Genomic DNA, 2,117 nt, shown 5'->3' on the forward strand with positions numbered 1-2,117 from the left:
ACCATTCACGCGTCCCCATAGCATTACACTGACCTGTAATAGACAAGCTGGTACCACCTGGCTTACCGATATTTCCGGTAATCAGGTTCAAGTTATTGATGCCGACAACGCCGTCTGAACCATGAGTGCTCTGGTTAATCCCCATCGTCCAAATACTCATTGCAGCACCGGCTTTCGCATACAAGCGCGCGACATTACGAATCGTATCTTCATCAATACCACATATTTTTGAAGCACTGACCGGGTCGTAGTCCTTAACCAGTGCTTCAACTTCTTCTATGCCCTGGGTATTTGCATTGATGTAGTCTCGGTCTTCAAGACCTTCAGCTAAAATCACATGCATCAAACTATTCTGGAGCACCACATCGGTGCCAGGCGTGATGGGTAAGTGAATATCAGCAAATTGCGCCAACATGGTTACACGAGGGTCAACAACAATTACCGGGAATTTTCGCTTCTCTAAGGCCTCTTTAAGTCGCCAATAGATAATCGGGTGTTGCTCAGGCAGGTTTGAGCCCCAGGCAATTAAGCACTCCGTATGCTCAAAGTCCTCATAACAACCAGGAGGTCCGTCAGAACCAAAAGAGCGCTTATAGCCTGAAACGGCAGAAGCCATGCAAAGCGTCGTATTACCATCATAATGATTGGTACCAATACAACCTCGCACCAATTTACCCAAAGTATAAAATTCTTCAGTGAAGATCTGCCCAGTCGAGACGACAGCGACAGAATCTTTGCCGTACTTTTCCTGGATTCGCTTGAATTCAGCGGCCGTCTTATCGAGCGCTTGGTCCCAGCTGGCAGGCTTAAAGTCTTGATAGAATTTGTCGCGCATCAGAGGTTGACCACCGCGGCCCTCTGAATCAAATAGTTGGTGCTCAAAAATACCTTTAATACATAGCTTCCCACGATTTACATCTGCCCCGGTATCACCACGGGTTCCTACCGCTTTTCCATCCTCATCGATACCGACTTCAATCGAGCAACCAGTCGAGCAATAACCACAGGTGGTGTACTTCCATTCCTTAACAGGTTTTTCTACTATCTTGATAGGCTTTCTGTCTTTTCGACCAAACAACATAAACAAACACTCTCTCAATAATGAGCACCAATGCCGTGCAATACCTGAGCAATTTACTCAAGAATTGCACCAAGCTAGCGCAACATTTCTATAAGTCATTGATTTATAGATTAATAATTTTAGTAGCTGGAGTGATTCGCAATTAGCGAGCCAAGTTGTTGTCTAAATGATATCAGGGAAATTGCTGTCGATTTTACTGCTGGATCTGGCGGAGTGTTTTGTAGACAGAGCGGCCGTCCCAGGCTCGCTAGAGGGCTAGCAAGGGGGCAGATTCTGCGAGAGGTGGAACCGTTTGCCTACGGATTCGAGAAAAACCATACTTGTAGGCAGAGCCTTCCACGGCTCGCTGGCGGGCTAGCAAGGGTCTGGTTCTGCGAGGGGTTTCCCCCTCTGCCTACAGTAGCGTTGATTGCTTACTTGTTCAGTCGTTCATCAACCAATTTGGCGACCACTGAAGGATCGGCCAAGGTAGAGATATCCCCCAAGCTATCATGCTCGTTCGCGGCTATCTTGCGCAAAATACGGCGCATGATTTTACCAGAACGGGTCTTTGGCAACGCCGGTGCCCACTGGATGATATCCGGTGTCGCGACAGGGCCAATCTCTTTTCTCACCCATTGCTTCAAGGTGTCTTTGAGCGCGTCATTTAGGTCAATGTCATGGTCATGCATCATACTGACATAGACATAAATACCTTGGCCTTTAATATCGTGAGGGTAGCCAACAACAGCGGCTTCGGCAACATCTGGGTGAGCCACTAATGCACTTTCGATTTCAGCGGTGCCCATTCTGTGCCCCGAAATATTCAAGACATCATCAACACGACCGGTAATCCAGTAATAACCATCTTCATCGCGACGCGCACCATCACCTGTGAAGTACATACCTTCATAGGTACTAAAGTAGGTCTGGATAAAGCGTTCATGGTCGCCGTAGACAGTACGCATCTGCCCAGGCCAGCTATCCAGCATAACTAAATTACCTTCAGCTGCACCTTCCAGAATATTGCCTTCATTGTCGACAATCGCAGGTTTAA

The 2,117-nt window shown here is 47.5% G+C and carries 1 protein-coding gene and 1 pseudogene; both read right to left on the minus strand.

Features of this window, described 5'->3' with window-relative positions:
- Positions 1-1,081, minus strand: a 1,081-nt coding sequence (locus A3761_RS20095) for a molybdopterin-dependent oxidoreductase (RefSeq protein ID WP_156491982.1), incomplete at its 3' end; no start/stop codon positions are given.
- A 413-nt stretch (positions 1,082-1,494) separates the two neighbouring features.
- Positions 1,495-2,117, minus strand: a pseudogene (locus A3761_RS20100) (AMP-binding protein); the annotation flags it as partial.

Source organism: Oleiphilus sp. HI0123 (assembly GCF_001635315.1).